This is a genomic window from Chloroflexota bacterium, from assembly GCA_020850535.1.
Classification (GTDB): Bacteria; Chloroflexota; UBA6077; order UBA6077; family JACCZL01; genus JADZEM01.
In genome coordinates this window covers 1-22,536 of record JADZEM010000223.1, presented here as the reverse complement: position 1 = coordinate 22,536, position 22,536 = coordinate 1, and the positions used below count along the sequence as shown (strand labels likewise).

The 22,536-nt window shown below is 69.6% G+C and carries 17 protein-coding genes; 10 read left to right on the top strand and 7 right to left on the bottom strand.

Features of this window, described 5'->3' with window-relative positions; genetic code table 11:
- Positions 1-71 precede the first annotated feature (71 nt).
- The 9 genes from IT306_31090 (at position 72) to IT306_31050 (ending at position 13,992) form a co-directional block, all read left to right on the top strand.
- The gene (locus IT306_31090) at positions 72-2,513 is read left to right on the top strand and encodes a hypothetical protein (GenBank protein MCC7372900.1); all 2,442 of its coding nucleotides are present in this window, start codon (positions 72-74) and stop codon (positions 2,511-2,513) included.
- Positions 2,510-4,105 (top strand): oligosaccharide flippase family protein, encoded by a 1,596-nt coding sequence (locus IT306_31085; GenBank protein MCC7372899.1) that lies wholly within the window; start codon positions 2,510-2,512, stop codon positions 4,103-4,105. The genes IT306_31090 and IT306_31085 overlap by 4 nt, the downstream gene beginning before the upstream one ends.
- Positions 4,102-5,334, top strand: coding sequence for a glycosyltransferase family 4 protein (locus IT306_31080; GenBank protein ID MCC7372898.1), 1,233 nt, complete (start codon positions 4,102-4,104; stop codon positions 5,332-5,334). The genes IT306_31085 and IT306_31080 overlap by 4 nt, the downstream gene beginning before the upstream one ends.
- Positions 5,331-7,883, top strand: coding sequence for a hypothetical protein (locus IT306_31075; protein MCC7372897.1), 2,553 nt, complete (start codon positions 5,331-5,333; stop codon positions 7,881-7,883). The genes IT306_31080 and IT306_31075 overlap by 4 nt, the downstream gene beginning before the upstream one ends.
- Positions 7,880-9,499: a hypothetical protein gene (locus IT306_31070; GenBank protein MCC7372896.1), complete on the top strand. Its 1,620-nt coding sequence runs from the start codon at positions 7,880-7,882 to the stop codon at positions 9,497-9,499. Before IT306_31075 ends, IT306_31070 begins: the two co-directional genes overlap by 4 nt.
- Positions 9,496-10,644 carry a glycosyltransferase family 4 protein gene (locus IT306_31065; GenBank protein MCC7372895.1) on the top strand — a complete coding sequence of 383 codons (1,149 nt, stop codon included), beginning with the start codon at positions 9,496-9,498 and terminating at the stop codon, positions 10,642-10,644. Before IT306_31070 ends, IT306_31065 begins: the two co-directional genes overlap by 4 nt.
- Before the next feature lie 42 nt (positions 10,645-10,686).
- Positions 10,687-11,769, top strand: coding sequence for a DUF1616 domain-containing protein (locus tag IT306_31060; protein MCC7372894.1), 1,083 nt, complete (start codon positions 10,687-10,689; stop codon positions 11,767-11,769).
- Between the two features lie 13 nt (positions 11,770-11,782).
- Positions 11,783-12,862 carry a CPBP family intramembrane metalloprotease gene (locus IT306_31055; GenBank protein ID MCC7372893.1) on the top strand — a complete coding sequence of 360 codons (1,080 nt, stop codon included), beginning with the start codon at positions 11,783-11,785 and terminating at the stop codon, positions 12,860-12,862.
- A 239-nt stretch (positions 12,863-13,101) separates the two neighbouring features.
- Complete coding sequence (locus tag IT306_31050) at positions 13,102-13,992, top strand: SDR family NAD(P)-dependent oxidoreductase (GenBank protein MCC7372892.1); 891 nt, start codon at positions 13,102-13,104, stop codon at positions 13,990-13,992.
- Here the strand turns inward: IT306_31050 and IT306_31045 are convergent.
- The 7 genes from IT306_31045 to IT306_31015 all read right to left on the bottom strand — a co-directional run bounded on the left by IT306_31045 (position 13,915) and on the right by IT306_31015 (position 20,442).
- Complete coding sequence (locus IT306_31045) at positions 13,915-15,876, bottom strand: ABC transporter ATP-binding protein (GenBank protein ID MCC7372891.1); 1,962 nt, start codon at positions 15,874-15,876, stop codon at positions 13,915-13,917. The genes IT306_31050 and IT306_31045 overlap by 78 nt on opposite strands.
- Positions 15,876-16,856, bottom strand: a complete 981-nt coding sequence (locus tag IT306_31040) for a hypothetical protein (protein MCC7372890.1) — start codon at positions 16,854-16,856, stop codon at positions 15,876-15,878. Before IT306_31040 ends, IT306_31045 begins: the two co-directional genes overlap by 1 nt.
- 172 nt (positions 16,857-17,028) lie before the next feature.
- The gene (locus IT306_31035) at positions 17,029-17,175 is read right to left on the bottom strand and encodes a putative RiPP precursor (protein ID MCC7372889.1); all 147 of its coding nucleotides are present in this window, start codon (positions 17,173-17,175) and stop codon (positions 17,029-17,031) included.
- A gap of 293 nt (positions 17,176-17,468) precedes the next feature.
- A complete protein-coding gene (locus IT306_31030; GenBank protein ID MCC7372888.1) occupies positions 17,469-17,615 on the bottom strand; it encodes a putative RiPP precursor in 147 nt (48 codons plus the stop codon).
- 58 nt (positions 17,616-17,673) lie between these two features.
- Complete coding sequence (locus IT306_31025) at positions 17,674-19,665, bottom strand: asparagine synthetase B (protein ID MCC7372887.1); 1,992 nt, start codon at positions 19,663-19,665, stop codon at positions 17,674-17,676.
- Positions 19,662-20,255, bottom strand: a complete 594-nt coding sequence (locus IT306_31020) for a lasso peptide biosynthesis B2 protein (GenBank protein ID MCC7372886.1) — start codon at positions 20,253-20,255, stop codon at positions 19,662-19,664. The genes IT306_31025 and IT306_31020 overlap by 4 nt, the downstream gene beginning before the upstream one ends.
- A complete protein-coding gene (locus IT306_31015; GenBank protein MCC7372885.1) occupies positions 20,164-20,442 on the bottom strand; it encodes a PqqD family protein in 279 nt (92 codons plus the stop codon). Before IT306_31015 ends, IT306_31020 begins: the two co-directional genes overlap by 92 nt.
- 528 nt (positions 20,443-20,970) lie before the next feature.
- Here IT306_31015 and IT306_31010 point away from each other — a divergent pair.
- A complete protein-coding gene (locus tag IT306_31010; protein ID MCC7372884.1) occupies positions 20,971-22,242 on the top strand; it encodes a nucleotidyltransferase family protein in 1,272 nt (423 codons plus the stop codon).
- The last annotated feature ends 294 nt before the right edge of the window (positions 22,243-22,536 follow it).

The window sequence follows — 22,536 nt, the reverse complement described above, 5'->3', positions numbered from 1 at the left end:
GGCCGCAGCCGTCACGATCCGCCCGGCCGCCGCTGCCACCACCTCCACGAACTGCGGGGCGCCCGCGCAGCGTGTTGCGGCTCATCTTGCTCGGGCTTTCGGCCGTTCTGGCCATCCTCGTGGTGGTGAGCGCGGGTATCCTGCGCTCGCCGCGCGCAGCACAGTCAACCGTGAGCGTCGCAGCCGCCAGCCCGAACTCGATCAACGCCACGTTCCCGCTCGGCGTGTTCGAGGACGCCCAGATGATCGGCGGGCGCGGCGGGCGGTTCGAGGCGATGCTGACCGACCTCCAGGCGCGCGGCCTCGACTCGGTGCTGCTGACCAACAGCTACGCCAGCCGCGACGCCAGCCTGCTGGACGTCTCGGACCGGCTCGGGATGAACGTCTTCTTTGCGCTGACCGATCTGCAGCAGCCCTGGTGGGCGGACGACGCCCCAGCCGACCGCGCCCGCGCCGAGGCGCTCGTGCGGCCGGCCATCGAGCGGCTGGCCGGGCACCCCAGCCTGAAGGGGTACTCCATCGCCGACGAGCCGACGCTCGACCTGAAGGACAAGCTGGCGGTGTTGACGGACGTCTTCCACACGCTCGATCCGGAGCGCCCGGCCATGCCGATCTTGATCGGGCTGGATCGCGCGCAGCCGCTCTACCAGGCGGCGAAGCCGCGCGTGCTCCTGATCGACGTGTACCCGTTCGGCTTCAAGAACCCCGTCGGCGATCTCTCGATGACGGGCTACGGCTACTGGTTCATGGACTTCATCAGCTACGTGCGGGCAGTCAGCCAGCAGCGAGAGCCCGGCACACCGCTCTGGATGATCCTCCAGACCCACAGCTTCAAGGAGGAGCTGCGCCAGCCGATCCCGGCTGAGCTGCGCGTCCAGAACTGGCTGGCCGTGGGCGAGGGCGCAACAGGCATCTTCTGGTTCGTCTACAGCTCGCAGCAGGGCTGGACCGGCCTGAAGGACAACCCTGGCCTGATGACGGAGGTTGCCAACTTCGCAACGCAGATCCGGCCGGTGCGGGAGTCGCTGGTCCGCTCGGTCAAGGCGGATGACGCCTTCCAGGTCAGCGGCGACAACAGCGCCTACGTCAGCACGCTCCAGCGCGATGATGGCCGCAAGCTCGCCGTGGTCGTCAACCGCGACGTGCTGCGGGCGCACGAGGTGGCGATCACCTCGAAGATCGGCGGCCGGCTCCGCAGCCTGACCGGGAACGACTGCCGCAGCTACGAGCTGGGCCAGCCGATCCCCTTCGAGGCCGGCAGCGGCGCCGTCTTCGAGCTGGTCGAAGACGGCCAGACGGCGGCCGGCGCCTACGAGGGCGGCGTCCCGCCGTACCCCGTGGACTACACCGCCGAGGTCACCAAATGGTGGGCGGGGCACCCGCTCAACCCGGACAGCCTCTGCCACATCTCCGAGGACGCCATCGTCTCGCCGCCGAACGTCGTCAACGTGGCCCGCCAGTACGGCGGCAACATCCAGACGGCCATCGACGCGCTGCCGGGCAACGGCGGGACGCTCTACTTCGAGCCGGGCTCCTACAGCGCGGCCTTCAAGCTCGTGGGCAAGAGCAACGTCCACTTCGTCTCAGACGGCGGCGCGATCCTCAAGGGAGGCCCCGCCCAGATCTCCGGCTGCACCGTGGGGCTGGATTACGGCCCGTTCAACACGGCGTTTGCCAGGAAGGATCCGGACGCTCTGCGCTGCGCCACCACCGAGCGCATCCAGAACATCTACTTCAAGAACCTGACGTTCGACGGCGAAGGGACCGCGCTGCAAGCCATCAGCCTGAGCGCGGCCCGAGATGTGCTGTTCGACAACATCACCCTGCAGAACTACGCCGACCCGAAGGAGCATCACCGTGGCCTGATCTCGGCGACGGCCATGCTCGACAACATCTGGGTACGCGGCAGCCACTTCGTGGGCAACGAGCGGTACGCGCTCTACTTCGACGGCGCGCAGGGCTCAGGCGTCATCGGTTCGACCATCGAGCCGGGCTTCGGCTCTGGCGGCCTGCTGTTCCTGACCAACGACGACTTCTCGCTGGATCTCAACGGCAACGACCAGTGGGATCCCGGCGAAATGCGCCACTCCAACTACATCGTCGTCGCAAACAACACGTTCAACGCCGATGCCAACGGTCGGAGCCTCTACTCGATCGTCAGCTACACCGGCGCAAACGCCCTGATCACCGGCAATCAGGTCAAGGGGGGCGTCCAGATGCTGGCCGACTTCGCCAATCGCTGCTCGCAGCGGTGGGCGAACCTCCCCTACGAGCACATTGGCAGCAAGGTGATCGGCAATCGCGTGCGGAATGCTCGACAGCTCGTGAACGTCTCTGGGCAGACCATCAACTGCGCTGGAGCCGATGGAACCATTGGGCGGTACGAGGTGAAAGACAACGTGATTGAGATCAGTACTGGCCTGGAAGCCGTCGTGCAAGAGCGCGGCAAGGTCGTCGGCCCGAACGTCACATCCGCCAACTGGACGCTGGGCGTATCAGGGGGCGGCCGGTGACCATTCGACCGTTCTCTTCAAATGCGGGCGCACGGCGGTCTCGCCTGACGCCTGTGCCGGCCGTCCAGGCCGCTGCACTGCCCCCGCTCAACGCGGGGGCGGCCACCCCCGGCGAGGCGCGCCCGCATCAGCGCGCCTCCAGCACCCTGGCGGTCCGCAATGGCCTCTGGAGCAGCCTCGCGAGTCTGGCCGGCGCGGTGGCCGGACTGGTCGGCTCGGTCGTCATCGTGCGGGGGCTGACCCCGGACGAGTACGGCGCGTTCAGCTACTACCTGTGGCTCGCCAGCATCCTGGGGACGCTCGGCTCGCTGGCGCTGCCCAACGCGCTGACCAAGATCCGCTCGGAGCTGCGCGGCGAGCAGCTCGACGATCAGGCCGGAATGCTCTCTGGCCTCGTGGTCGCGATCCTGCTGGCGCTCAACCTTACGATCGCCCTGGCGCTGGTGGCCTGGGCCTTCACGAACGGGCTCCCAGACCGCACCTACCAGCTCGTCATCGCCCTGAGCGTCATCCCGGTCGCCCTGACCGCCGTGCTCCGCTCCCACCTCTGGGCTGACCAGCGCTACCGCCCGGTCTCCATCGTCACGATCCTGGCGACGGGCGTCCACCTCGCACTGATCGGCGTGGCGGTCTGGCTGCACTGGCACGTGACCGGCTTCCTGATCGCCGCGCTGGCGCTGAACGCCGCGCCGTGCCTGGGGCTGCTGGCCGTCGTCGGGTGGTCCCTGCCGAAGCTCAGCCTGCCGCGCCTCGGGCTGCCGGACACGGCGATCCTGCGGCGGTACGTTGCCTTCGCCGCGCCGGCGGCGTTCGTCCAGTTCTCCGATCAGCTCATCTGGCAGCGCTCGGGCGTCTTCTTCCTGGAGCGCGAGAGCACCCTGGATCAGATCGGCTACTACAGCCTCGCCTTCACCGGGTTCAGCCTGTTTCTGGCGCTCGGATGGGCGCTCGTGCAGGGCTACTACCCGGCCATCTCGCACGACTACGGCGCCGGCGACTGGGCCGGCATCCGGCGGCGGCTGCACCAGGCCGTCGAGCTGGCGAGCCTGTACGCCGCACCGGTCAGCCTGGGCGGGCTGGCGATGCTCCCGTTCCTGCTGCCGCTCGTCTACGGCGAGAAGGTTGCGCCCTCGATCCCGGTCGCGCAGGTGCTGTTCGCCGGGCTGCTGCCGGGCGTCATCACCGCCGTCTTCGGGCTGACCATCAGCGCCATCGGCGGTATCTGGCTGCACGTGCGGCTCGGGCTGATCTCCGCCACCGTCAGCATCCTGGCAAACCTCGTGCTGGTGCCGCGCTACGGCGCCGTGGGCAGCGCGATGGCGAACACCGTCTCGCAGCTGACGACCGCCACCATGCTGATGGTCTGTGCGTACCTGTTCTACAGGCTCGATCTGCCCTGGAAGCGGGCCGGCACGATCCTGGCGGCCGGCATCGTCAGTACCTACATCCTGCCGACGGTCATCCACGAGCTGATGCCGGACCTGCTCGGGCTGGTGCTGGCGATCGTCGCGGCCGCCGTGGCCTACGTCGGGCTGCTCTGGTGGCTCGGCTACCTCAAGCTGCTGCTCAGCTTGCGCGGCGGCACCCCATGAGAATCCTGCACCTGCTCGGCGACCGCCGCCTGCCGCGGCAACCGGACACCACCGGCAGCAGCGGGGTGGTTCGGGCCGCGCTGGAGCTGGCGGCCGCCCAGGTGCAGCGCGGCCACGACGTGACGATCCTGGCAGTCGGCGCGGAGGCCTGGGAGACGCGCTGGCGGGGCGTCCGCCTCGCCGTGCGTCGGGCGGTCTCGTGGGGGCAGGTGCGCGTGGCCGGGCGGTCCATCGATTTCCGAACGCACCTGGCGAACCTGCTGTACTGCCTCAAGCTGCGGCCGGACGTGGTGCATGCCCACAACTACTACTACCTGCGCGGCCTGCCGGTCGGCCGCCGCGTGATCCACTTCCACGCCGACCCACTCTACGTCAGTACGCGGGGCGTTCGGACCGATTTCTCACCGGCTGATTTCGCCCTGGTGGCCCGGACCAGCCATGTCCAGGTCGGCAACAGCCACTTTGTGACGGCCCAGGTCAGGCGCGGGCTGGGCGCGGCTGGCAACGTCCACACGGTCTACTGCGGCGTCGAGTATGGGCGGTACGGCGGCTCGCAGGTGGCCGAGCAGGCCGCCCAGTTGCGAGCCTCCTGGGGCGTCCGCCGCGACGAGCCGGTGCTGCTCTACGCCGGGGCCGTCGTGCCGGAGAAGGGCGTCCTGCATCTGGCGCGGGCCTACGAGCGTCTGGGCACGGGAGCAGCGCGGCTGGTGCTGGCCGGCGGGCGCGATCTCTGGGGCGGCCGGGTCCACCGCGAGGACGACGGCGGCTACGACCAGACCGTCTACGCCGCACTGGCGGACGGCATCGCCTCGGGGGCCGTGCGGGCGCTCGGGAACGTGCCATCCCGCGAGATGCCAGCCGTCTACGCCGCTGCCGACATCCTGGTTGTGCCGTCCGTCTGGCACGAAGCGTTCGGGCTGGTGGCGCTCGAAGCGGCGGCGAGCAGTCGGCCAGTGATCGCCTCGGCGACCGGCGGTCTGCCCGAGATCGTGACGCCGGCCTGCGGCATCACCGTGCCGCCCGGCGACGAGGACGCCCTGCTGGCCGCCATGCGGACGCTCATCGCCGATCCGGAGCTGCGGCGTCGGCTCGGCGAGGGTGGCCGTCAGCACGCCGCGCAATTCTCGTGGGCTGCCTCGGCGGCGCAGCTCGACCTGCTGTACGGGCGGACGCCGGCCCGCGACACGGCCACGCCCGACCATCCGGACCTTGCCCGGGGGACCGCATGAAGCAGCGTCTACGCTCCATCGCTCTCGGCGGCGCGCTCGCGTTCGCGTGCAGCACCGCGCTGATCGGGCCGCCGACCGTGGCGCAAGGCCAGACGGCCACCCCGACGCCGCAGCCTGAGCTGGAGATCAGCCGCGTCTTCCAGACCGACCAGAACGGCGACGGTCGGATGGACCTCACCACCATCGAGTCGAACTTCGCCGGCGGCGCTGACCGCATCCAGGTCTTCGACGGCGGCGAGGACATGGCCACCAGCGAAGACTGGGCCACCGCCACGGACTTCGAGAACGACACCTGGGTCTTCGACGTGGGCGGCAACAACCGCGCCGAGCTGATCATCCAGTTCGCGCGGGTCGACGAGACGCGCGTCGAGGCCCGCATGTTCGACGACGACGACGGCGACGGGATGGTGGCGTACCACGTCAACGCCCTGGGCCAGCCGGTCATCACCGAGACGCGCTTCCCCCGCCTGACCGTTTCCACCTGGTCAACCTGGACGCGCGGCGACGGCGGCCTGTCCTACAACCTGCGCTTCGCACAAGACGGCCTGTTTCCCGGCGAGGAGAACTCACAGGAGCTGGTCAACGCCATGAGGCGCGATGGCCGCGTGGACGCCGAGACCATCTTCGCGGACGAGGACGGCGACGGTACGCCCGAGTACATGCTCAACCGGCTGCTCGCGCCGTCGCCGGAGTCGTCGGGCCTGCACCGCATGGGCGTCCAGTACAACTCCGGCCGCGTCCACCCGCGCGAGAACGCCGCCGCCATCCTCTGGCCGCTGCTCGGGCGCGGCGCTGCCGACCGGGCCGGCAGCTACTTTGACTCCGCCCCCACCATCGAGGTCGACTGGACACGCGGGCGGATCGTAGACGCAGGCCTGATCGGCTACCCCGTCGAGCAGGGCTTCCACATCAACGCGCTGACCTACCTGCTGCCCGACGTACGCACCGTGCCGAACTTCGAGAACATGATGGCCTACTACGATCTGGACGGCGACCATGACCACCGCCCAGAGCTGTTCATCCGGCACCGCTACTACGAGGCCGGCGACCGCCACGGCGAGAACGTCGTCCCCGCCGCCAACGAGATCCGCTACACCTGGACGGACCACAACCCGAACGGCCTGATCTGGGACTACAAGCTCGGGCTGGCCGGCCGGCACCTGATCACCGACACCGTGAAGATCGGCGGGTTCGACATCGGCATCGTGCCGTACGAGCGGCTGCCGCGGTGGGTCGCCGAGCGCACCTGGGACATGGCGACGTTCGTGGCGCGCGAGGGGCCGGGCTACGCCAGCTCCGAGGGCATCTACGAGTGGGCGCCCATCGAGGAGAAGTCCTACAACGAACTGATCCAGATGGACCCGCGCGCCGCCGAGCAGAGCCGGGCGGCCGGCCCCTATCTGCGGGGCAGCATCTCGATCCCGCCGGCCGGCAAGTTCAGCGGGATGCGCCCGGGCTTCCGAGGCGAATACGCGTTCGAGTTCGGGATTCGGCCGCTGCTCTACCTCAGCCCCGTTGACCGACGCCTGCACCTCCAGAAGTCCACCGGCGGGGTCTGGCAGGTCAACCAGAGCTCGGCCGTCCGCTACGCCGACACCAACCAGGATGGCTGGCTCGACTCCTGGACCTATGTCGAAGCCGACGGCGAGGGGCAGATCACCGAGACGCGCGAGCTGCACGTCCTGAGCGGCTTCCTGGTCTACGGCGACAGCGGCCAGCTGGTGCTGCGGAAGGCTGCCGTCAAGCCCTCCGTCTACGAGGCCGTCGTGCCGACTACCGGCGACGAGGCGCGCGCCCTGAAGGGGGCCGTTGATGCGCTGGGCAAGCAGCCGGCGGCTGGCGACCTTCGCCAGATGCAGCAGCAGTTCGAGGGCGAGGAGCAGCGCATCAGCGGCGTCCAGATGGGCGAGTTCCGCGCCCTGAGTGGCGGCGGCTTCCGCTTCGTGCTGGACGTGCAGGCACAAACTGGCTCCGAGGGTCCGCAGCTCCTCGATCTGCGCGGCGTGCGGCCGGGGCGGTACGTGGTGGCGAGTGGGACGGATGGCGTCTTCTCGCTCGATCCGCTGACGGAAGCGTCATTTGCGCTCGACTTCTGGGGCGAGAGCGAGGCCGGGCGGATGCTGACCGCCGACGCCTCCGGACTGGTCCGCATCTCGGTCACCAACCTCGGCCTGCACGATGCTCCGAACCTGACCGTTCGCCTGGAGCGTGTCTCCAGCGACGGCGTCTCGACCATGCTGGGCGATTTCAAGACCGACGTCCTGGCCGGCGAGCCGTTCCAGATGGCGATTCCCTGGCAGCCGGTCCGCTCCGGACCCTGGACGATCCGCCTCTGGGCCGAGGACGCCACCGGCAAGACCGTTGCCTCCGAGACGCAAGAGGTCCAGGTGCGGCGGCGCTCCGTCCTGGCCGGCCCCATCGCGACACAGCTGCCGAGCACGGAGACGCTCTTCCAACTGTCGATCCCGCTGTTCTTCCTGGCCGTCGGGTTCGGCGTGGTCGTGGCCCTGCTGCTCCGCTCCAGCGAGACCCGGAGGCGCGAGACATGATCGCCGAGCATCGCTACAACGACCGACTCAGCCCGCGCGCCGCCTGGAGCATCATCGTGCTGGTGGGGCTGGCGGTGCTGATGTCGATGTTCGTCATCGCGCGGTACCGGGGCTTCTGGGGCGAGGGCGACACCAGCGGCATCATCCGCACCAACCGCGCGGTGGTGGACGGCGCGACGCTGATCCCGGCCGGCGCTGACCTCGCCTACCCGAACGGGTACGCCTACCAGGCGGTCGTCACGTTCCTGGTCGGCGCCACCGGGATGAGTCTCGCCACGCTGACGATGTACGGCTCGGCCCTGCTGATGGTCTGGACGATTGTGCCCGCCTGGCTGCTGTTCCGGGAGCTGACCGGCACCGTCCGGGGGGCCGTCCTCGGCACGGCCCTGCTCTACATTCAGCCCGAGTACCTCTTCCCGATCATGCGGGGCACCCACGAGAAGTTCACGCGCGGCCTGATGCTGCTCGGGCTGTACCTGCTGTTCCGGAGCCTCCGCTCGCGGGACGATCCGGTCAGGTTCGGGGCGCTGGTCGTGGCGTTCTACATGTGCGTCTACGCCATCTTCTCGTTCAACAACCTGCTGGCAACGTCGTACGTGGCCGGCCTGATCTGCACGCTGGTCATCGCCATCATCATCACGCGGATCACCGGGACGCCGCTGCTGATGATCGGGCCGGCCCTGCGCCGCCTGGGCTACGCAGCGTTGATCTCGATGATCTTCGCCTACATCCTGACCTTTCACGCCTACCGCCCGGCCATCCACGACGTCCGCGTGATCCAGCAGGTGCAGGAGCGCATAGCCATCGTGTTCTTCGGCGCACCCTCTCCCGAGAAGGACGCGCCGCCCGCCCAGATCACCAACCCGTACGTGGCCATCAACACCGGCTGGCTCAGTCCCACGGTCTACCTGACGGTCAGCCTCGCGAACTGGCTGCTGCTGGCCTCGTCCGGGCTGATCTGGGCGACGCAGGGCATCCTCTGGCTGCTGCGCCGGCGCAAACCGTTCTCCGAGAACGAGATCCTGCTCTGGGCGCTGTACGGGGCGTTCGGGCTGCAGGGCGCGGCCAGCATCATCGTCGACCTGAGCGGCTCGCTGGCGGCGAACCTGCAGCACCGCATGTTCCCGAGCTTCGTGATGATCGCGGCGCCGGTGACCGCCCGCTGGATGGCCAGTTGGACCCTGCAGAACCGCGTCGTGCGGTGGGCGGCGCCGGTGCTGGTCGGGACGCTGGTGGCCGTCCTGAGCGTGCTGTCGCTGTTCAAGGCGACGAACGAGCCGCTGCTCAGCAACAAGTGGGTCTACTACCAGCCCGGCGAGGCGACGGCCATCACCTGGGCTGAGACGGCCCTGCGCGGGCGCTCGCTGTGGGTCGCCTACGACGAGCGCGTCAACACCGGCGAGCAGATCCGGCGCGGAGCCACACCCCGCGAGATCAAGTTCGATCAGTTCGACGTGGACGAGGGCACCCGCGACTTCATGATCTCGGAGGTCACCCGCGAGCAGGCGATCCGCTACGGCGTCCCGCTGCCCGTGGAGGCCGACAGCATGATCACCTACGACAACGGGCAGGCCCAGATCTACCACTCACGGCCGAGGAGTCCGTTCCAGCGATGAATGCTCTGCCGCGCCCTCAGTCAGGGCCACGCGTTGGCCTGATCACCTACGCGCTCGACCGGGCGACGGGCGGCATCGCGCGGTACACCCGCGAGCTGCGGGCCGCCTTGCTGCGGGCCGGGCTGCCGCTGACCATCCTCCAGGCCGGCCGCGAATTGCCGCCCTCGCCCACCACGGTGCAGTTACCTGGGGCTGGCCTGCTGCCCGGCCTGATGACGGTCGGCCAGGCCGAGATCGCCTGGGCCGCTCGCCGCCACGATCTCGATCTCGTCCACGATCCGACGGGCGTCTCACCGCTGTTGCTGACGACGCGCCAGCGCGTGGCGACCATCCATGACGTGATCCCGCTGATCTACCCGGCCGCCAGCACCACGCTCGACCGCCTGATCTACCACCGGTGGCTGCCGAGCGTCGCCCGGCGGCTGGACGCCATCCTGACGGTCAGCGAGTGCTCGCGGCACGACATCGTGCGGCTGCTGCGGGTCGATCCCGCGCGGGTCCACGTCACGCCGAACGCCGTCGGGCCGGAGTTCGCGCCCGCGACGCCGGAGCAGATCACTACGGTGACGGCACGGCAGGGCATCACCGGGCCGTACCTCCTCTACGTCGGCTCGGTGGAGGCGCGCAAGAACCTGACGCGGCTGCTGCACGCCTTCGCGGCGCTCCCCGAGGACGCGCGCGGCTGGCAGCTCGTCATCGTCGGGGCGTCCGGCTGGAAGTCCAGCCCGGTCTACGCCACCGTCGAGCAGTTGCGGCTGGGGGACCGGGTCCGCTTCCTGGGCTTTGTCCCAGACGCCGACCTGCCAGCCCTCTACAGCGGCGCAGACCTGTTCGTCTTCCCGAGCCTCTACGAGGGGTTCGGGCTGCCCGTCCTCGAAGCGATGGCCTGCGGGACGGCGGTCATCACCTCGTCCACGTCGTCGCTGCCGGAGATCGCTGGCGATGCAGCACGCCTCTGCGATCCGCTGGACGTGCCGGGGCTGACCACGGCGCTGCGTGAGCTGCTGCGCGAGCCTGCGCATCGCCAGGAGCTTGCCGCGCGCGGTCTGGCGCGCGCAGCCCAGTTCACCTGGGACCGCACCGCCCAGGCCACGCTCGACGTGTACCGCGGCGTGACGGGAGGCATCCACCGTGTGGCAAGCTAATGGAATGAAGGCCCTCACCCCCGGACCCAGGGGTCAAACCTGATGGCCGTGGCAGTGCAGGGCGCTGGGCGGGCCGTCGTGCGCTCGCGGGATCTCGCGGTAGCGGTGGCCTGCGCGGTGCTGCTGCTCGGGGTGATGCTGATCGAGAGCCGCGCTGCGCCGGTCCTGTTCGTTCGGCTGGTGCTCGGGCTGATCGTCGTGTTGTACCTGCCGGGCTACTGCCTGCTGGCCGTCCTCGCGCCGCGCCGGCAGTCGCTGGATCAGGCCGAACGCATCGGCATCAGCATCGGCGTCAGCGTGGCGATCATCCCGCTGTTGGCGCTGCTGCTGGATGCCTCGCCGGGCGGCCTGCGCCCCTGGCCCGTCGTGATGGCTGAAACCGTCTGGATCGTGTCCTGCGTCCTGCTGGCGTTGTGGCAGCGGTCGCAGCAGCCGCCACCCTCGATGCGCCCTGCCATCTCCCAGATCCCGACGCGGCGCTGGCTCGGGCAGTTGAGCGGCCCGGAGCGCATCGTCTTCCCGCTGGTGCTGATCGCCCTGGTGCTGGCGGGCGGCGCGGCCCTGGTGACGATGCTGACGCCGACGGCTGACGACCTGATGACCGAGATGTACGTGCTCGGGCGCGGCGGCCTCGCGGAGCAGCTGCCGCGCAAGGTCGAGGTCGGGGAGCCGGTCAACGTGACGCTTGGCATCGTCAACCACGAGCTGTTCAGCCAGCGCTACCGCTTCGAGGCCTGGACCGTCGATTCCTGGAACCCGGGCGATCGCGAGGTGCTGGTCGCGCCATCGACGCTCTCCGTCGGCCCAGGCGAGAAGATCGAGTGGCCGCTGACCTGGACGATGCCCCGCCCGGGCGTCGATCAAATGATCGAGCTGGCGCTCTACCTGAACCGCGAGGAGCAGCCGTACCGGCGACTGCGACTCTGGGTAGATGTTGCGCCAGGAGCCGCCGGCGACACCAACGCCGGCGAGAGCGATCTGGCCGGCGGCGTCGAGGCGAACCTTGCGCCGCCTGGAGACAGCGGCGTCCGCCCGACCCCGGCCCCACCCCCCAGCCAGCACCTTCCGATGTCCGTCCCGCAGCCGTTCGCCCCAGGAGCCGGCGCGCGAAGCGGTCAGCGGTGAAGAGGAGCACTGGATGACGAAGCGGCAGCAGGCGCAACGGCCTGACGTGCAGGGAGTCCTGACGGGGACGGAGCCGAGCGCCCGGTTCTGGGCGATCGTGCGACCCCTGTTCCGTGGAGCGGCGGCCCCTGCGCGCATGGCGCTGTTGACGCTGCCGGCCCTCGTGATGCTGACCGTCCTCTCGCTGACCCCCCAGGAGCGGCAACGGCGGCGGCTGGAGGCTGTCGGCGACGACACCGGCGGCCAGGAGCCGCCCGAGACGCGCAGCGGCCCACGTCCGTACCTGGATCTTGTGTCCACACGGACCCGACTCAAGGTCGCTGCCGCCGTCACGCTGCTGCTGCTCGCCGTGGCGGAGTTGTCGATTGTGATGGCCGGCAGCCTGGGCACGATCCTGTACGGCGTGCTCACGCTCGGGCTGCTGATCGTGGGTGGGAGGGTCGCCAGCCGCCGGATGCGAACGTTGCTCTGGACGCTGGCCGTCGCGCCGACCAGCCGCCTGATCGCGTTCGGCGCGCCGCTCGACGAGATCGTGCCGATCTGGCGGCTGGCCCTGGTAGGGCTGCTCACCGGCATCGCCACGGTCATCGCCATCCGGGCGGCAGATTTCACCTGGGCTGACGTCGGCATCGTGTTCCGGTGGCGGCAGATCCCGTTCTACCTGCTTGTCGCCGGTGTTGGGGTCGGCCTGGGCGTCGTGGAGCGGTCACTCGTCACCACGCTGCCATACCCGAACACCCTCGACGACAAGTTCCTGCCCATCGTCACGGGGCTGGGCATCGTGGACGACCTGCTGTTCCAGGGTGCGCTGCTCGAAGCCGCGCGCAGGGCCATCGGGCGGCTGGCTGTGCCGTTCGTGGTGCTGGTCGTGGGCGTGCTCCACATCGGGTATCTCTCGCCGCCGCTGGGCCTGTGCGCCATGGCCATCGCCGGCGTGTTCGGGCTGGCCCGCGCCACGAGCGGCTCGCTGGTGGGCGTGATTCTGGCGCACATCGGGCTGAACCTGGGGCTGTTCGTCCTAGGGCCAGAAGTCGGGCCGTTGTTCGGGCAACTGCTCAGGGATGTCGGCGTTGCAGCACTCTTTGCAGCCTGACGTGCGGGTTACCTATCTGACCGACGAGTCAACCTCGGGGGAGGCGGGCGCGTTCATCTCCGTCTACAGGAGGACTGTCCCCTATGCTCGTTCAGGAAGCGTCACTCACGCTTTCCTCCACGACCACGCAGCCTTCCCCTCTCCCCATCCAGCACCGCGGCCCTCACCGTCACCTGCACGGGCAAGTCACCATCGTCACGGGCGCCGGTAGCGGCATCGGCTCGGCAATCGCCCGCGAGATGGCGCGCGCAGGCGCCAGAACCGCCGTTGTCGATATCGACGGCGCGGCTGCACGGCGTACCTGCCGGCAGATCAAGCAGGCAGGCGGCTGGGCGATGGCAATCGAGGCGGATGTCACGCAGGCGTCGAGCGTGGACACGATGATCCAGGCTGTGCAGACGCAGCTTGGAGCGCCCGCCATCCTCGTCAACAACGTCGGCGGCACGCAGTCCGTCGCCCCCATCGCCGAGAGTGATCCCGACGCCTGGCTCGCCGATCTCCACCTGAATCTCGGCAGCGCGTTTCTCTGCTCGCGCGCCGTGCTGCCCGGCATGATCGAGCGTCAGCGGGGTCGCATCATCAACATCGCCAGCAACGGCGCCGTGGGGCCGTGGCCGCTGCTCTCGGCGTATGCGGCATCGAAGGCGGGCGTCGTGAGCCTGACCCAGTCGCTCGCACGGGAGGTGCGGGCACAGGGGATCTCCGTGTTCGCCCTGCATCCCGGTCACGTACACACGCGGCTCGTCGAGCAGCTCAGCCGCCAGTTGGCGCGCTACCGGCAGAGCGAGGGCGGCCACCTGCAGCTCTCAGCACCCGACGCCGCCGCCCGCCTCTGCGTCTACCTGGCTGGGGGCGGGGCGGACCACCTGTCCGGGCACTTCTTCCCCGATGCGACGGACACCCCCCAACGCGTCTTCTGGCGCTGGATCGGCTATCTCGGGCTGCTGCGTCGCGAGGCGATCTCGTTGCGAACGACGCGGCAGGTGGTCACGGCGGCGCTCGCGCCCTTCCCATCGCCCACGGCTGGCCCCGGCCGCCGCATCGTCGATGTGCTACGCGGGCTGTTCGCGGCGCTGCTGGTGTTGACTGTCCAGTTGAACTTCAAGCCGGCTGCCCTGCCGCTCGTCTAGCCGCGCGTCCAGCTCGGGAGCACCCCCATCCAGATCGGGGTCGGGCGAGAGCCCGGCCCGCATCTGCGCTCGCCACGACTCAGCGTACCGGCCGTTCGCCCGCAGCAGGCTCTCGTGGCTGCCAGACTCGACGATCCTGCCACCATCCATCACCTGGATGATGTCGGCCCGCCGCGCGATGGTGAAGCGATGCGTGATGACCAGCGCCGTCCGCCCGGCCATCAGGGTCCGCAGCCGCTCGAACCAGTCGGCCTCGGCCCAGGAGTCCATGAAGCTGGTTGGCTCGTCCAGCAGGACGATGGGGGCGTCACGCAGGTAGGCGCGGGCCATCGCGACCCGCTGCCACTGGCCGCCGCTCAGGTCGAGTCCGTCCCCGAACCCCTTCCCGAGCAGCGTGTCGTAGCCGCGCGGCAGCTGCGAGATCGGCTCGTGCGCGCCGGCCGCCCGCGCCGCCCGCTCAATAGCCTCCGCCGTCGGCTGGCCGTGCAGGTCGCCGTAGGCGATGTTCTCGCGGGCCGTGGCCACGTAGCAGCCGGGATACTGGAACAGCACGGCGATGTGTGCCCACAGCTCCTCCAGGTCAAAGGTGCGCAGGTCGACGCCGTCGATCTCGATGCTGCCGGCGTCAGGCTCGTAGAGCCGGCAGAGCAGCTTGAGCATCGACGACTTACCGGCCCCGTTCGGACCGACCACCGCCACAATCGAGCCGGCCGACACCGTCAGCGAGAAGCCGTCCAGGGCCGGCCGCTCGGCGCCCGGGTAGCGGAACGTCACGTCCTTGAAGGCGATGCCCTGCGTCAACCGCTCCGGGACGGGGGCCGGCACGGCCGGCGACACGATCTCCTGCTTGAGATCGAGGAAGGCGAACAGGTTCTTCAGGAACAGGGTGTTGGTGTAGAGCTGGCTCACGTGTCCCAGGAGTGACTGCGCCAGGGCCTGCCCTCTGCTGAACGCCTGCCAGAACAGCGCCAGATCCCCGAGCGTAAGCGCCCCCTGGAGCGTCCGCAGCACCATCCAGGCCAGCACACAGCCCGTCAGCAGCAACGCCAACGCGCTCGCACCGAGGCGGGCCAGGGCCTGCTGCCGCAGCAACGTCGATTGCTCGGCCCGGAGGGTCTGCCGCCCCTGCTGAAACAGCCCGGCGACGTGCCGCCCCAGCCCGAACAGCCGCAGCTCCGGGGCGTACAGCCGGTCGCTCAGCAGGGCGTCGTAGTAGTGAGTCCAGCGGCGGGCCGTGGTCGTGCCCTCCCACCAGCGGTGGTAGCGCCAGCCCGTGGCCAGCACGACGTAGACAGCCGGCGCGGTGCTCAGCACCAGGGCGAACGGGAGCCAGACGCCGTAGGGGAACAGCATGGCCGCCATCACCACCAGCGTCAGCCCGTTCTGGGCGAGGCTCCCGAGGCTGGCGAGCAGGGCAGCCGGCCGGCTGGCGGCCTCGCGGCGGGCCTGATCCAGCCGGTCGTGATACTCGGACGACTCGAACGCGGCGAAGTCCGCCGCGACCGACTGGTGATGAACCAGCCCCTTGACGTAGTCCTCGACGCGCTCCGTCTGGACCGTGCGAACCCAGTCCGCGATACCCTGAAGGCTCTCCGTCGCCAGGAGCACCAGGGCCGCCAGCACGATCAGCCCGAGCGCCGGGGCCGCCTGATCCCAGACGCCGCCGCTCTCGAGCGCCCCGACGATGCTGTCAACGACCTCCTTGGTCAGATAGACCGTGACGGCCGGCAGGATGCCCTGCACCGTCAGCAAGGCCAGCCACCACGCCGTGTGGCGCGGGGCGGCCGTCCAGATCAGCCGAAAGGCGCGCGGCCAGTAGACCAGGCTCGCGGCGCTCTCACGCAGCCGCCCGATGATCCCCCCGGGCGATTGCCCGTCCGCCATCAGGCGCCCGCCCCAACCGGCTGCCGCAGCATCGCCTCGATGGCCGCGCCGAGCCGTCCCAACCCAGCCAGGTCGCGCGGGCGGGCCAACTGGTAGACCGGGACCTGCCGCAGCAGCGTCATGGCCCGCTGAAAGTGGGTCAGCGAAGCCGGGCCATCCAGCAGGTCGCTGCCGAAGCGGGCCGGGATCGAGCTGCCGATCACCTCGCAGACGGCGTCCTGGCCGGTCAGGCGGCTGATGCTCAGCTCCGGGCCGTCAGCCAGGACATAGATCGCGCCGGGCGCAAGCGGGCGGTCCGCGAAGCGGTCCGGCGTGCGGCGCGCCCGCTTCGGGATCAGGGAAGCCAGCAGGGGCAGATCCTCGGGATCGTCGCCGAAGGCCGCGGCCGCGGCGTCGTCGAACAGCTTCATCTGCGGGAAGCTGGGGAGCAGCCGGATCGACTCGCCTGCGGTCGGTGCGGGCGCGCCCAGAGCGCCGGCCCCCATGTCGAGCGCACCCTTGTCGAGCGGCCCCATGTCCAGCGCGACGATATCGTCCGCCACCAGGGGATGGCCGCGTCCCACCAGCAGCGCCGCCGTGGTCGACTTCCCCTGCCCTTTCGGCCCGAGAAAGATGGCGGCCCGCCCGTCAACGTCCACCGCGCTGGCGTGCAGCACGAAGCTGCCCCGCTGATGCAGCAGCACGCCGAGCACCGAGCCGAGCAGGGGGATCCGGAGCAACGCCTGCTCGACGTCCGGCACGGGATCCACGAGGATCTCGCGGCCCGCCCGGACTCGGAACGAGCCAACCAGCTCCCAGAAGAAGCGCACGTCGTCTGGGGAGACCGCGTAGGCGCTGGTCTGGGGATCGGGCGGGGCCGGCGGGCGGCCCACCGCGCCGTAACGAATGGCGACGTCGGCAGGGCCATCCACCGCCGACCGAAGCTCCGGCAACGGCATCTCCGCGTCGATGATGAAGCCGTAGGCACGGTACCTGTACACCGACTGCCCCCGTGTACTGCGTCTGCCGCTGCGTCTAGCAACGTGGCGCGCGTACGAGCATGGCGGTCGCCACGCTCATGCCCGGACGCGCTGATGGTTCGCTGGGTCCTCAGTCAGAGCCGACTGCCACGCAACTCAGGCTGTCAGGTGAGCCTGAACGCGGGCGCGAGGGTCAGGACGAGAAGGTCATCTGGTTGATGGGCGTGCCAGCGGGGAACGCCTTGTCGATCTTGGTGCCAGAGACGTTCCGCTGCGTCAGCGTCCGAACGTCGCCGAGCGCCTTCACCTCTGGCGTCAGGTACACCGTCTTCTTTGCCATGTCCCGGGCCTCCTTCATCTCTCCTGAACTGAAAACCGGATCGATGTGCTGTGTCCACGCGCCCAGCCCCACGTGAGGCCGGTCTGTTGAACGTGCAGACTCGTACCCTTCCCGACAGCAGCCACGGCCGTGCTTGCTGCACGAAGCTCGGCACGGCCCGCCCGCCACCGGCGGGACGTCTGGGCAGAAGCGGGCGACTGCCGGCCCGCCCTGCACAGCATGGACCACGAGGTCCTCAGTCAGAGCCTGCTGCCGCCCGTCCAGCCGGGTCACGCTGAACTGCTGCGCGTGGGTTAGGTGGAAAAGGTCAACTGGTTGATCGGCGTGCCAGCGGGGAACGCCTTGTCGGTCTTCGTCCCCGAGACGTTGCGCTGCGTCAGCGCACGCACGTCTCCAAGCGCCTTGACCTCCGGGGCCAGGTACTCCTTCTTTACTGCCATATCCCATCCTCCTTTCTCTCGAATTCCATGCAACCGCTGGAATGACCCACGCGTACGCTCAAGCGCCCAGGTGGAGCTGGGCGGCAGGCAGGCCCTGACTGAAGACCCCGCGAACTGGAGATGCCTGCTGGTGGACCGGGTCAGTGAGTTGGAGCCAGCGCCCCAACGCCATTGCCCGCCAGATGTGATGAATGTCGCCGTGGGCATCGCCCTGCTCGGCGGTGAGCCAGCGGTCATACCGCTGACGCAGGGCGGCCCGGTCGATGTACGCGTCAAGCTCCGGGCTGCCGTCGAGCAGGGCCGCGTCGAGTCGCTGCCGCTCGAAGGTCAGAAAGCCTCGCCTGAGCGACGGCGAGAAATCCGTCTTGTCGGCGCGCCACTGGATCGCCGGCGGCAGGATGCCCTCCATCGCCCGCCGCAAGATCGAGCGGGGCCAGCCGCCCCGCAGCTTCTGCTCGGCCGGCACGCTCACGCACAGCTCGACCAGCCGCTTGTCCCAGAAGGGGTAGCGGGGATCGACGCCGGCCGCGCTCGCGATGCGGTCCAGCACCTCCAGCGCCAGGGGCTGTCGGCCATCGTCCAGCGTGGCAAGGTGGAGTCCGCGCTCGGTGCGCGCAGCACGGGCCTGGGCGCGCTGCCGCTCGCGCACGCGATCTGCCAGGTTTACCCGGGCCGCCAGCGCCGGCAGCACCACGCCGAGCCGTGGAGCCTCGCCGGCCGGCTGGGGCGTCGTGCGGCGCACGCCATGCCAGACCGCACCGCCCGCCCGCCAGAGCCTGCGGAAGGTGGCCGACGTGCTGAGGCCGAAACGGGCGTAGGTGGCGAACATCGACCAGGCGGCCTCGTCGTAGGTCCGGGCGACGCCTCGGACCTCCCGCAGCAGCGCCGGCCAGCGGTGAGCCAGGGCCAGCTCGCTCAGGTAGCCCTCGCCATGTGACACGACCTCGTCGCCGCCGTGGCCATCCAGCAGCGTCCGCACGCCGGCGGCGCTCGCCAGTCGGTAGAGCGCAACCTGTGAGGCCAGACCAGGGCCGAACGGTGGCCCCTCGGCCTGGATCGTCAGCTCATCCAGGTAGCTGAGCGGGCTGAGATCGTCCGCCGCCAGGGTCGTCCAGGTGCAGGGCCGCGCGTGCAACACCAGTTGTTGATACTGACGCTCGTCACAGGTCGGCACGGCGTCGTAGACACAGGAGAAGGTCGGGAGCGGGGCCGGCTGCATGGCGCTCGCCACACAGACGATGGACGACGAGTCGAGGCCGCCGCTCAGCAGCGCCCCGGCCGGCTGCCCGCTCCGCAGGCGGCAGCGGACCGCCTCGGCGAACGTCTCACGGAACGCGTCGGCGTAGGCCGCGTCCGAGCCAAGGCGGCGCTCCGGCACGTCGGACGGCGACCAGTAGCGCTGCAGCCGCGGGCCGGCCCCGTCCACGGTCAGGGTGTGGGCCGGCGGCAGGCGGCGGATCTCGCGATAGAACGTGGCGGCGGCATCAGCCGGTTCGCCCAGCAGGAAGTCGGCGATCTGGGCCTCGTCGCGCTCACCCGTCAGGGCGGGCAGCGTCAGCAGCGCCTTGGACTCGGAGGCGCAGGCGAACAGACCGCCGACGCTGGCGTAGACCAGCGGCCTGACGCCAGCATGATCGCGGGCGCAGAACAGCCGCCGCGCGCCACCATCCCAGATGACGAACGCGAAGTCCCCCAGGAGGTGTGACGGGCTGGCCTCGCCCCAGCGCGCGTAGGCCGCCAGGACGAGATCGGCGTCGGTGGCCGACGACGGCAGATCGAGGGCCGCCAGCAGCTCGGCTCGATTGTCCAGCCGGGCATCGACCGTGGCGGCCAGGCCGCGCCCAGCATCGTGGAGCGGCTGGCGCTCGCCGACCGACTCGGGCGTGGTGTGCAGCAGCAGATGCCCCAGGCCAGCCGGGCCGTCGTGCCAGATGCCCTGTCCGTCCGGCCCGCGATGCAGCAGGCTCTGGGCCATCTTCCGCAGCAGCCACGGCTCCACCGCACGCGCAGCCTCGCCATCGCGGTACACGAGTCCAAACACCGCGCTCATGCTGGCTGCCCCACGCCGACAAACAGGGGCACCGCCGGCGTGACCGCGCCGTCAGCCGACATGGCCGGGCCGGTCAGCGGCGCGAAATCCGCGATGTTGGCCGCCGTATCATTCACCACCACGCCGTGCAGCTCGATCCAGGCGTGCGCCAGGAACGGGCGACCCGGCCGGCTCACGCCGATGCAGAGGGCCGCCGGCAGACCGTCGCGCAGCAGCCAGCGCTGGAGCAGCAGTGAGCGGTGCAGGCAGCGCGCCTGGATCGGGAGCGCCAGCGCCGCCGCGTCGATCCAGCGCACGTAGCGCCGCGCCTGCTGCCACGCCGCCGAGGACAACGTCCCGATCTCACCGGCCGGCACGTCGAGCCGGGCCGTGTCCCGAAAGCCACGCCGTCGCAGGTGCAGATCGACCAGCAGCAGGCCGGCGGCTGCCCGCAGCACGCCAACCCACTCGGATGGCGGCAACCGCAACGCGCGGCGCACCAGATCGAGCCGCACAGCGCTACGCTTCAACCTGACAGACCAGCCCATCAGCCGCGAGCTGCCGCACCGTCGCCGCGACATCCGCGCGGAGACGGGCCTCGTCCACGTCATACTCGTCGAGCAGCGTCTGGACGATCAGCGGCTCACTGGCGCCAGTCCCCAGCAACTGCCAGATGCGGCTGGCGATCGGGTTGAGGCCGAAGTAGATGCCAGACGAGACGTTGAGCAGGACGGTCTCACCATCGAACTCGGCGACAGCGACGTGACTGGCAGGGCGGAACGTGAGTGTGCTGTGCAAAGGGCGCCTCCGGCTCACGCAAATCGCGCCAGGGGTCACACAGAAGCCAGAACGGCCGTATCCTGGCAACCTGACGAACGGCGAAGGAGAGATCGGTGCAGTGATCTTACGGAAGTATCGACAATGTCGTAAAGTCCTTTTCCTACCCAATTTGTGTGATATTCTGATGATCTGTATGGTACTGTTACACCGTCAATGCCCAAAGAATGAGGAATGGTTGAGGGCAGATTGAGTACATGAAGCATGTTGAGAAGAGGTTGAGTGGTCAGCATACTGCTCTCCGTATCATGTCAAAATCATCACATTGGCGACGTCGTGACGCCGCCGTGAGCGAGCGGGCTGCGGGCCTCGCTGTGCATACTCTCACGCATGGCTTGCGGGTATGCCTGCCACACGGGCGGGCTGCGCGCGATCCAGGCGCGGCGGGCCGGAGGGTACAGCGCGTGTACACCATGACGACACTGGCGCCCGGGCGGCAGGCGGCCGCGCGGTGACAGCGTAGTGCGGGCTGAGGCGGGACGAGCGGCCGTGCGTTCGGCGATGGCGGGGCTGGCGCAGGGGCTGCGTCCCGAGGCCGCGGTACTGCTGCTCGGTGCACGCTCCCGCCTGGACGCCAGGGCGGCAGCCCAGCTTCGCGCCCGGCTGGCTGGCCCCCTGGACTGGGCGTACCTCCAGCGGATCGCCCAGGCCAACGGCGTGACGGCGCTGCTCTCCTGGCAGCTCCACGCCCACGGCCGGGATCTGTCGCCCCCGAGCGTGCTCGCAGACCTCCGCGCGCAGTTCCTGGCGAACGCGGCGCACAACCTGCTCTCGCAGCGCGAGCTGCTGGACGTCGTGCAACTGCTCGAAGGGCAGGGGGTCGCCACCGTCCCGTTCAAGGGGCCGGTGCTGGCGGCGGCGGCCTACGCCAACCCTTCGCTGCGCCAGTACGTCGACCTGGACATCCTGGTCAAGCGGCGCGATCTGCGGCGTGCGCTCCAACTGTTGCACGAGCGCGGCTATCGGCGCGCCCTCGACCTCCACGGCCTGGGGCGGGTCGCCTACACCCAGTCCGAATGCGCCATCGATCTCGTGAGCGCCGATGGCTCCATCATGGTCGAAGTCCACTGGGACTTGATGCCGCACTATTTTTCACTCCCCTTCGACCTGACGCGGCTCTGGGGGGAGCTTGAGACGGCCGACCTGCAAGGCGTCACGATCCGCAGCCTCGCCGTGACGGATCTGCTGCTGTTCCTCTGCCTGCACGGAGCCAAGCACCGCTGGGAGCAGCTGCGCTGGCTCTGCGATCTTGCGGAGATCGCCGCCTCGCGGCCGGAGCTGGACTGGGCACGGCTGGTGCGGCTGGCGACGGAGATGGGCAGCGCTCGGATGCTGCTGCTCGGGCTGCTCCTGGCCGCCGAGTTGCTGGACGCCGCCATACCACCGTGGGTCGTCAAGCGGGCCGCCGACGATCCGATCCTGGTCGATCTGGCGCAGACGGTGGTCCGCCAGTTGTTCGCGGAGACGGACGAGCTGTTCGCGGCGCGCAACCTCTTCTACCTCCGCGCGATGGAATCGGCCTGGCAGCGGCTGCGCTACTGCCTGCACGTCGCCCTGGTGCCGACTAAGCACGAGCTTTCCACCGATCCGCTGCCATCCGGCCTCTCGGCGCTCTACTATCCGCGCCACATCCTCCACTTGCTGGAGCAGGTCGGGGAGGAGGTCGTCGAGCGGAGCGTGCAGCTTGCGGGCAGGGTGGCCGGCCGGCCACGGTCGACCGCCAGATCGCCGCGGCCCCGGTCCTCGCACGCCCACCATTAGCACGCAAGCGCAGGCATCGGGCGAGCAGGGCGATTGCATGTTGATGTCGTCGTGCCGCCGCGTCGGGGCTTGAAAGCCCCGCCTACCATCCTGCAGTCGCTGCGCGACGCTCCAGTCGCACCAGCCCCGGCCGTTCCCGACGGCCGTCGCGCAGCGACTGAATGACGGTAGGCGGGGACTTCAGTCCCCGACCGCCCGTTCCATGATGCTTCAGGAACACCAATGAACATGCAATCGCCCTGATGCTGCTACCAGTGCAATCGTATGTTGAGCGCGTCGTGCCGCCGCGTCGGG

What these genes read in the sequence shown, in the direction of transcription:
- IT306_31080 (MCC7372898.1), top strand. Translation starts at nt 4,102, where the DNA reads ATGAGAATCCTGCACCTGCTCGGCGACCGCCGCCTGCCGCGGCAACCG.
- IT306_31075 (MCC7372897.1), top strand. Translation starts at nt 5,331, where the DNA reads ATGAAGCAGCGTCTACGCTCCATCGCTCTCGGCGGCGCGCTCGCGTTC.
- IT306_31070 (MCC7372896.1), top strand. Translation starts at nt 7,880, where the DNA reads ATGATCGCCGAGCATCGCTACAACGACCGACTCAGCCCGCGCGCCGCC.
- IT306_31065 (MCC7372895.1), top strand. Translation starts at nt 9,496, where the DNA reads ATGAATGCTCTGCCGCGCCCTCAGTCAGGGCCACGCGTTGGCCTGATC.
- IT306_31060 (MCC7372894.1), top strand. Translation starts at nt 10,687, where the DNA reads ATGGCCGTGGCAGTGCAGGGCGCTGGGCGGGCCGTCGTGCGCTCGCGG.
- IT306_31055 (MCC7372893.1), top strand. Translation starts at nt 11,783, where the DNA reads ATGACGAAGCGGCAGCAGGCGCAACGGCCTGACGTGCAGGGAGTCCTG.
- IT306_31050 (MCC7372892.1), top strand. Translation starts at nt 13,102, where the DNA reads ATGGCGCGCGCAGGCGCCAGAACCGCCGTTGTCGATATCGACGGCGCG.
- IT306_31045 (MCC7372891.1), bottom strand. Translation starts at nt 15,876, where the DNA reads ATGGCGGACGGGCAATCGCCCGGGGGGATCATCGGGCGGCTGCGTGAG.
- IT306_31035 (MCC7372889.1), bottom strand. Translation starts at nt 17,175, where the DNA reads ATGGCAAAGAAGACGGTGTACCTGACGCCAGAGGTGAAGGCGCTCGGC.
- IT306_31030 (MCC7372888.1), bottom strand. Translation starts at nt 17,615, where the DNA reads ATGGCAGTAAAGAAGGAGTACCTGGCCCCGGAGGTCAAGGCGCTTGGA.
- IT306_31025 (MCC7372887.1), bottom strand. Translation starts at nt 19,665, where the DNA reads ATGAGCGCGGTGTTTGGACTCGTGTACCGCGATGGCGAGGCTGCGCGT.
- IT306_31020 (MCC7372886.1), bottom strand. Translation starts at nt 20,255, where the DNA reads ATGACGTGGACGAGGCCCGTCTCCGCGCGGATGTCGCGGCGACGGTGC.